Origin of the sequence: Clostridium sp. (assembly GCF_016650095.1) — a bacterium.
Classification (GTDB): Bacteria; Bacillota; Clostridia; order Clostridiales; family Clostridiaceae; genus Clostridium_AD.
Genome location: NZ_JAENWL010000005.1, coordinates 20,188 through 28,791, shown reverse-complemented (window position 1 = coordinate 28,791; position 8,604 = coordinate 20,188). Strand labels below are relative to the sequence as shown.

10 protein-coding genes are annotated in these 8,604 nt (G+C 30.9%); 8 read left to right on the top strand and 2 right to left on the bottom strand.

Annotated features, from left to right (window positions below; genetic code table 11):
• Nucleotides 1-16 precede the first annotated feature (16 nt).
• The 5 genes from JJE11_RS00995 to JJE11_RS00975 all read left to right on the top strand — a co-directional run bounded on the left by JJE11_RS00995 (nt 17) and on the right by JJE11_RS00975 (nt 3,816).
• Nucleotides 17-697 (top strand): fructose-6-phosphate aldolase, encoded by a 681-nt coding sequence (locus JJE11_RS00995; protein ID WP_291632381.1) that lies wholly within the window; start codon nt 17-19, stop codon nt 695-697.
• A 107-nt stretch (nt 698-804) separates the two neighbouring features.
• On the top strand, nt 805-1,752 hold the full coding sequence (locus tag JJE11_RS00990) for a type I phosphomannose isomerase catalytic subunit (RefSeq protein WP_291632379.1): 948 nt from the start codon (nt 805-807) through the stop codon (nt 1,750-1,752).
• Between the two features lie 455 nt (nt 1,753-2,207).
• Complete coding sequence (locus tag JJE11_RS00985; protein WP_291632378.1) at nt 2,208-2,771, top strand: hypothetical protein; 564 nt, start codon at nt 2,208-2,210, stop codon at nt 2,769-2,771.
• Nucleotides 2,772-2,840: 69 nt separating this feature from the next.
• Nucleotides 2,841-3,038 carry a hypothetical protein gene (locus JJE11_RS00980; protein ID WP_291632377.1) on the top strand — a complete coding sequence of 66 codons (198 nt, stop codon included), beginning with the start codon at nt 2,841-2,843 and terminating at the stop codon, nt 3,036-3,038.
• A 274-nt stretch (nt 3,039-3,312) separates the two neighbouring features.
• The gene (locus JJE11_RS00975; RefSeq protein WP_291632376.1) at nt 3,313-3,816 is read left to right on the top strand and encodes a peptide deformylase; all 504 of its coding nucleotides are present in this window, start codon (nt 3,313-3,315) and stop codon (nt 3,814-3,816) included.
• Nucleotides 3,817-3,955: 139 nt separating this feature from the next.
• Here JJE11_RS00975 and JJE11_RS00970 read toward each other — a convergent pair whose 3' ends face one another.
• Nucleotides 3,956-4,333, bottom strand: a complete 378-nt coding sequence (locus JJE11_RS00970) for an HsmA family protein (RefSeq protein WP_291632375.1) — start codon at nt 4,331-4,333, stop codon at nt 3,956-3,958.
• A 140-nt stretch (nt 4,334-4,473) separates the two neighbouring features.
• The gene (locus JJE11_RS00965; RefSeq protein ID WP_291632374.1) at nt 4,474-5,010 is read right to left on the bottom strand and encodes a TetR/AcrR family transcriptional regulator; all 537 of its coding nucleotides are present in this window, start codon (nt 5,008-5,010) and stop codon (nt 4,474-4,476) included.
• 325 nt (nt 5,011-5,335) lie between these two features.
• Here JJE11_RS00965 and JJE11_RS00960 point away from each other — a divergent pair, with 325 nt between their 5' ends.
• Genes JJE11_RS00960 through JJE11_RS00950 form a run of 3 tightly spaced genes read left to right on the top strand, consistent with a single transcriptional unit; the run spans nt 5,336 to nt 8,436 of the window.
• Nucleotides 5,336-6,370 carry a LacI family DNA-binding transcriptional regulator gene (locus JJE11_RS00960; RefSeq protein ID WP_291632373.1) on the top strand — a complete coding sequence of 345 codons (1,035 nt, stop codon included), beginning with the start codon at nt 5,336-5,338 and terminating at the stop codon, nt 6,368-6,370.
• 21 nt (nt 6,371-6,391) lie between these two features.
• On the top strand, nt 6,392-7,060 hold the full coding sequence (deoC, locus tag JJE11_RS00955; RefSeq protein WP_291632372.1) for a deoxyribose-phosphate aldolase: 669 nt from the start codon (nt 6,392-6,394) through the stop codon (nt 7,058-7,060).
• Between the two features lie 50 nt (nt 7,061-7,110).
• Complete coding sequence (locus tag JJE11_RS00950) at nt 7,111-8,436, top strand: pyrimidine-nucleoside phosphorylase (RefSeq protein ID WP_291632371.1); 1,326 nt, start codon at nt 7,111-7,113, stop codon at nt 8,434-8,436.
• Nucleotides 8,437-8,604 lie beyond the last annotated feature (168 nt).

Here is an 8,604-nt window from a genome sequence, read left to right as displayed (position 1 = left end):
TAAGGGTGAGATAATTATGTTATATATAATTGATACTGCAAATTTAGAGGCTATAGAAAGGGCTTACAACTTGTACCCTATGGCTGGTGTTACTACAAATCCAACAATCATTTCCAAAGAAAACAAAAGCTTTTTAGATATTTTAAAGGGTATCAGAAAAATTATAGGTAATGAGTCAATGCTTCATGTTCAAGCTGTTAGCTTAACTTCTGAAAAAATGGTGGAAGAAGCAGAATATTTAAATAGCGTAATAGGTGGAAATCTTTATGTTAAGATTCCAGTTATACCTGAAGGAATAAAAGCAATGAAAATACTTAAACAAAAGGGAATAAAAATAACTGCTACAGCAATTTTCACAGCGCAACAAGCTCTCATGGCAGCAGTAGCTGGAGCTGAATTTGTTGCTCCTTATGTTAATAGAATAGATAATATTAGTGGTGATGGAGTTTCTGTTGTAGCTCAAATAGTTCAATTATTTGAGCAATATGACATAGATGCTAAAGTTTTAGCTGCTTCTTTTAAAAACGTCCAACAGGTACACAATGTAGCTCTTGCAGGTGGACACTCTGTAACAGTAAATCCAGAGATATTAGATGCAATGATTAATCATCCTCTTACTGATTGGAGTGTTAATCAATTTACAAACGATTGGGAAAGCGTATATGGCATAGGAAACACAACCTTAGATGTTAAATAACTAAATTCATAGCTTTTTAAAATAATAGTAAAAAATGTATATAAATATTATAAAGTAGAGTTAATATTAACGTATTAATATTTTATGAAAAACGGAGGGATAATATAGTGTATCCAATAAAGTTTGAGAATTTATATTATGAGAAAGTTTGGGGGGGGCGTAATTTAGAAGGCTTTAGAGAGAATCTTCCAAGTGGGAAGATTGGAGAAAGCTGGGATATTGCGTGTCATGCAAATGGTACAGGTATAGTGGCTAATGGAAAGTTTAAAGGTATGACTTTTAATGATCTTATTAATAAATATAAGAAGAGTATATTTGGAGATATATTAATTGATAATGAATTCCCTTTACTTGTTAAATTAATAAACTCTAATGATAAGTTATCTGTTCAAGTTCATCCAAATGATGATTATGCAAAAAGAGTAGAAAATAGTAATGGGAAAACAGAAGCGTGGTATGTAGTAGATGCAGAAGAGGGGTCGGAATTAATAGTAGGTACAAATGGGTGTACAAGGGAACAATTTGTAAAAGCAATTAATGAAGGAAATGTTGAAGAATGCTTAAATAGAATAAAAGTTAAGAAGGGTGATTCTTTCTTAATAAACAGTGGACTCGTGCATGCAATATGCCAAGGAATAGTTATTGCAGAAATACAACAAAATAGTGATATTACTTATAGAGTGTATGATTATGGTAGAGATAGAGAAATTCACGTAGAAAAATCATTAGAGGTAATTGATTTTAACTTAAGAGCAGAGAGACTAGTTGAAGATTATAAAGATTACTCAGGATATAAATATACTAACTTATGCAAAAGTGAAAACTTTAATATAGATAAATGTATAGTTAATTATGTATTTAAAACACATAGTAAAAAAGAGTATTTTTCTATAATTACTTGTGTTGATGGAGTTGGGAGTATTGAAGGAGAAAATTATAATGAAGAAATTAAAAAAGGCGATAGTTTTCTTATTCCAGCTAGCTTAGGTGAGTATGCAATCAAAGGTAATTTAGAGATATTAATATCTGAGCCAGTTAAACATGGAATTTGCTAACTGAAGAAAGAACAGCACTTCAGTAAAGATTAAATATGGTTAAGCATTGTGTACTAATATGAATGAATTGTTGATAAAGTTGAATTTTCAAGGAGTAAATGTGGATAAAATAAGTAGTTTTTTTTGATTATGTATAACGGATAAGTTTTACTGATAATAGGCTAATATGCCTAGCATCCACAATTAAAACCCTCGACTAATTAATTAGTCGGGGGTTTTCTTGTGCTTTAATTTAGTTGGAAAAGAGGAGTTTATATTTTGTTTATACTTAGTTTAGGAAAAATATAGGACTATATATTACAATTAGATTATTGGAACATTAAAAAATAAATGGATGAAAATATTTTTGATGAATTTGTAAAATGATTATAATTATTTCATGAAAAGTACCTTGTAAAATTATTTATAGAATTAAGTGAAGTTGAATTACTAGAAAAAATATGGGGGAATAACAAATGAGAAAAGTAAAGTTGATTATATTTGTTTTGGTGATAACAAGTATAGTGATAATGTTTCAAAAAAATATTAATCCATATATACAAGGTGGAAACCAATCTTTAAATAAAAATGTATATAATTTTCTAGAGGATACAGGCAATCGAAAAGATGTCTATGCTTCAGCCATAGAATTAAATGACGGTAGTTCAGCAAATACATGTGTTTATTTTATAGCTGAAGTGCTAAGGCGAAACAATTTTAGTCTACCCAATGCAACAAGCAATACAGGGCAAATTATCTCTATATTTACGGAAAAGGGATGGAAGAAACAAATGGATTATAAAAACTTACAGCCTGGAGATATTTGTTTCACTACGGATGTAAATGGTGATAAAAATGGTATTCCGACTCATACATATATATTCATGAAATGGGTAAAGGAAGGTAACTACGATTATGCCTATATATGCGATAATCAAGCAAAGGATTATAAGGGCGAAATCTATCATATTCGGAATATAAATGTTGTAACTAGGTCTAACGGTTTTGATAAAGATGCTTTTGCATTTTTCATGAAATAACCTGATTGAATATGTTTACTTATTAACAAGCAGAGAAATAAATAAAAATATAAAATTTGGGGGGTTCAAATGTTTAAAATATTGTTTTCAATGAATATTCTAGTAATAATAACAGCATTACTTTTTTTTGTAGCCGGAATCAAGTTTTTTAAAAATGATGAATACAATAAGAAAGGCATTAAATGTATACTTTGGTCGAGTAGTATTTCAGGGCTATGTGTTATTATATGTGCCATACTTTTCATACCAACTTTCTTCCCAGTATAGAGTATAATCTTTGATACTGTTTATCCATAATATTTCTATTTTCTTTCTGTAGTTATACAGTTGTGTTACAATTTAGATATGGTTCACAAGGAGCGTAGTAATGAATTCTGTAATTAATGGCAATAACTTATATTAAGTTAAGACTTCAGATATATCATAAAATAAAGTTGTTAGAATCTTATCTAAAATAGGATTTGGTATTAACAGTAATAGACGAAATATGGATAGAAACTAACTTACTATAAAATAACGAAAACTAATGGAGGGAAATATTATGGCTATAAGAGAAATATTACTATTAGGTAATGAAAATTTATATGAGGTATGTAAAGTGGTATCAAAAGATGAAATTGGCAAAGCAAAACAAATAGTTGAAGATTTACATGATACAAAGATTAATTTTAGAGAAAAATATGGCTTCGGAAGAGCAATAGCGGCGCCACAAATAAATGAGCTTTACAGAATAATTTATGTTAGTTTTGATGACACTTCCATTGCGTTTATAAATCCTAGACTTGAATTTATAGGAGAGGAAAAATTCGAAATATGGGATGACTGTATGAGTTATCCAGGGCTAGAAGTAAAATTATACAGATATAAAACTTGTAAAGTTTACTACAAAGATTTGGATTGGGCTGATTGTAGTATAGAATTTACAGGAGATTTGGCAGAGTTAATACAACATGAATATGATCATCTAGATGGTGTACTAGCTGTGCAGAGAGCAATTGATAATAAATCATTTAGAATAAATAAAAATAAGTCAGGTTGCTTTTAGTTATTGTTAATTGTAGTTCCAATATTTATGGTGCCAAATCTTAATATTAATAACATAATCAAATATGTTACCACTACTAATAAGTAGTTTCATCTTCCACAATTTCTTCAAGGATTCGATCATTGAAAATGTATTTATATTATTTCATGTGAGCCATAGCGCCCGAGATAAAGGGAATTAACCAAATAATCCAAACTATTATACTGAATTTATGGAATCTTGATATCATATTTTTATCTTTCTTGATAAGAACTACCGCAGCCCATATAGCGTGAACAAGCATTAGGGCTATAGCAATAACACCGGTAATTCCATGCAAACTAGGTACGGATGTTACCACAACTGATTTGCTTGCTATATTCTCCATAAGAATTGTACCAGTTGTATCACATATTAGGCCGAGTAGGAATAAACCTAAATGCCAAGGTTTAAGGGTTCCTTGAAGTTTTTCACTCCAAACACCTATTGTATAAAATACAAGAGCTAGGGTTATAAAAATAATTGCATAAATTAACATATTTACATCCTCCATTTTTTATAAATTTTAAATTTCAAGATCAGTATTTTTACATTTTAATCCTTTTTATGAACTTTGTTCATAAAAAGGATTAAAAAATATCTTACATTATTTTATAACATAAGATAAAACGTTCAGTGTTATATTTTCAAATTATCATATAGCTCATCAAAACTTATAAACTTATTTTTGTGAATATACATTAAGTTAGAAACAATAAGTTCTGCAAGTTTATAAGAAGAAAGAGTGGAGAGTATATTCCCCTTAGTTTTCTCAATATCTAGTAGTTCACTTATTTTAGTGTATAGAACCTCATATCTATTAGCTTCCGTACATCTATTATTGTTTCCGTTAATTGTAGCCATTTCATAGAAAATTGATATGTAGCTGTATATGAACCGTTCAATTGATGCATATATTTTTCTGAATTTTTCTTTGCAAGGTTCATCTGTAATTTTTAGTGATTCTACTAAAGTAGACACTTTGTTCCAATCGTCCCTAAAGATTTCTGATACAAGCTCTTCTTTAGTTGAAAAATAGTTGTAAAAAGTACCTGTGCCAATATTGCAGCTTTTTGCAATCTCTCTTATATTTAAATCTTTAAAGCCTTCAGTTAATAGAATATTTTTAGCTCCTAAAATTATAGTTTCTCTTAAGTTTTCAATAACTTTGGGCATAATGTCACCTCTTTTATGAACTGTGTTCATTATACCATTACTATTTTATTATTTCAAGTATATCACAAATTATACGAATTTCCTTGGAGTGTTATTTATTTTCATACCCCTAATTGTAAAATTATAAATAAGTTCTATTGAAATTTACATAACCTTGCAGTATACTAAATATGAAAGCGGTAACATATTTCAGAAAATTAAATCTTTATGACATCGGAAACGCAAGGTTGTCATCCGTTATAAATGGATTATAAACGCGTTAATTATTTATATAGAATTCTGTGATCGTACCGTAAGAGTTTTTTTGGTTAGTAGGAGGACTAAAATGGCAGTGACAATAAATGATATCGCTAAAGAGGCTCAAGTATCCCATGCAACAGTATCAAGAGTTTTAAATAATTCAGGTTATGTAAAAGATGAAACAAGAGAAAAAATATCAAGGGTAATAAAAGAACTAAATTATACGCCTAGTGCTATAGCTAGAAGCCTATCAACAAGTAAAACTAATACTATTGGCGTCATAATCCCTGATATAAATAATTTGTTTTTTGGGGAGATCATTAAAGGTATTACTGAGATTGCTGATGAACATAACTTAAATATAATTCTTTGCGACACTGATGAGGATAAAGATAAAGAACTAAAAGCAATTAATGTTCTTAAGCAGCAAAGGATTCAAGGATTGATTATAACTCCAACATTCTACAAGGATTCGGGTAATGGTGAAAACTTAAATGCTCTTAAAGGCCTCGGGATACCAATAATTTTAATTGATGGACATATTGAATACCTTGACTTTAGTGGGGTTTTTATCAACCATGTAAAGGGCGCTTATGATGGAACGGTTGCGTTAATAAAAGAAGGACACAGAAAAATAGCTATAATTACAGGAGACATGAAGTCTAGACCAGCCAAAGAGAGACTACTTGGATATCAAGAAGCATTGGAAGCCAATAATATTCCCATAGACAATGAATATATCCTTTATGGTGACTATACATACCAGACTGCCTATAAGATTACGAAGAGAATACTTAATATGGACAATAGGCCTACTGCTATTTTTGTAAGTAGTAATACTACTATTTTAGGATGTATTAAAGCATTTTATGAAGAAAAGTTAAGTATACCAAAGGATATGGCTATTATAGGTTTTGATAAAGTTGATGTATTAAATATAATAGGTATGAACATTAGTTTTATTAATGGTCCATCTATCGAACTTGGTAGAATTGGCATGAAGATGTTATTGGAAAATCTAAATGGGTTGGATCCCACTGAAATTAAAAGAGTAACTATTTTGCCAGAGCTTGTATTAAAAGGATCAGAAAAGTATATAGAAAATAAAATTATAAAATAAAATATAAAGGAGAAGATTAATATGAAAATAGAGCAATATATTGACCATACACTATTAAAACAACAAGCCAGCGAGGAACAGATTATAAAAGTTTGTGTTGAGGCTAAAGAATATGGATTTGCTTCAGTATGTGCTAATGCATATTATGCACCACTCGTAAGAAAACAATTAGAAGGAACTAACGTGAAAACTTGCATAGTGGTTGGATTTCCACTGGGAGCTACTACCAAAGAGGTAAAAGCATTTGAAGCAAAACAAGCTATTGAAAATGGTGCAGAGGAAATAGACATGGTGGTTAATGTTGGTGCTATAAAATCAAATAAATATGATGTAGTAAAAGATGAAATTGAAGCAGTAGTTGCAGCTTCAAAAGGGAAAGCAATAGTAAAGGTGATAATAGAAACATGTTTGTTAACTGACGCAGAAAAAGTTAGAGTATGTAAAATAGCTAAAGAAGCAAGCGCCGACTTCGTAAAAACTTCAACAGGATTCTCAACAGGTGGAGCAACAGTTCAGGATGTAAAGTTAATGAGAGAAACTGTAGGCCCTGACATGGGAGTCAAAGCAGCGGGTGCAGTAAGAACAGCTGAAGATGCAAAAGCTGTCATTGAAGCTGGTGCTAGTAGAATAGGGGCTAGTAGTTCTATAGCAATAGTTAATGGAATTAAGGATTCAAATTCTCATAACTAGATTTGATAGCACTGAAATAAATTAATATTAATAATTACGGGGTGAACATTATGAGAATGTATGATTTAATAATGAAAAAAAGAAATGGCAACGAGCTTACTACAGAAGAAATTATTTTTTTTGTAGGTGGATATACAGATGGAACTATACCAGATTATCAAGTTTCAGCACTGCTTATGGCTATATATTTTCAAAAGATGAATAAGAGAGAAACAGCAGATTTAACAATGGCTATGGTTAATAGTGGTGAAATCATTGATTTATCAAACATTAAAGGTGTAAAGGTAGATAAACATAGTACTGGGGGTGTAGGTGATACAACTACACTTATACTTGGTCCTATTGTTGCAGCGGCGGGAGTACCAGTTGCTAAAATGTCAGGAAGAGGACTCGGGCATACTGGTGGAACTATAGATAAGCTAGAATCTTTTGAGGGTTTCTCAACTGCTATGTCAATTGAAAAATTTATGCAAAACGTAAATGAAGTTAAAATTGCCATAGGCGGTCAAACCGCTGATTTGGCACCAGCAGATAAAAAGCTATATGCACTTCGTGATGTTACTGCAACTGTTGATAATATGTCTTTAATTGCAGGAAGCATAATGTGCAAAAAAATAGCTTCTGGAGCAGATGCTATAGTACTTGATATAAAAACAGGCAGTGGAGCATTTATGAAAAGTGAAGATGATGCTTTTGAACTTGCGAGAGAAATGGTTGATATAGGAAATAATGTTGGTAGAACAACCATTGGTGTAATAACTGATATGGACCAACCATTAGGATTTGCAATTGGTAATGCATTAGAAGTAAAAGAAGCTATAGATACATTAAAAGGTGAAGGGCCAAAAGATCTTACCGAACTTTGTTTAACCTTAGGTGCACATATGCTTGTGCTAGGAGAAAAAGCAAAGGATGCAGATGAAGCAAGAAAAATACTTGTGGATATCATAAAATCAGGAAAAGGTCTCGAAAAATTAAGAGAACTTGTAGTAGCGCAAGGTGGAAACCCAGCTTATGTAGATGATCCATCTATATTCCCTATGCCAGCTATAGTAGAGAAAGTTATATCAAATGAGGTTGGGTATGTAAAAGGAATAAAAGCTGACGACATAGGAATGGCAGCTTTAGGGTTAGGTGCTGGGCGTGAAACTAAAGAAAGCAAAATAGATTTATCAGTGGGTATTGTTCTTCATAAGAAAATTGGAGATTTTGTTAAAAGTGGTGATGCCATTGCAACAGTTTATGCTAATGATGCACAGAAACAAAAAATATCTGCAAAAATGGTATTAGAAGCATATGAAATAGTACAAGAAAAAATAATACCTAAGCCATTAATCAAAGGTATTGTTACAAAAGAGGGCATTACAAGATTCTAATTAGTAAAGGATAGAAGGTGGTATACCTTCTATCCTTTGGTTTGTAGTGAGTTATGGAAAGTTAAAAAATATTATTCCGTTTATGACATAAAACACATGTTATGAGCTTTTTTTATTGAGTTAAAGGGCTCTTTAAGGGTACAATGTATATAAGATGGGAGGGATTCA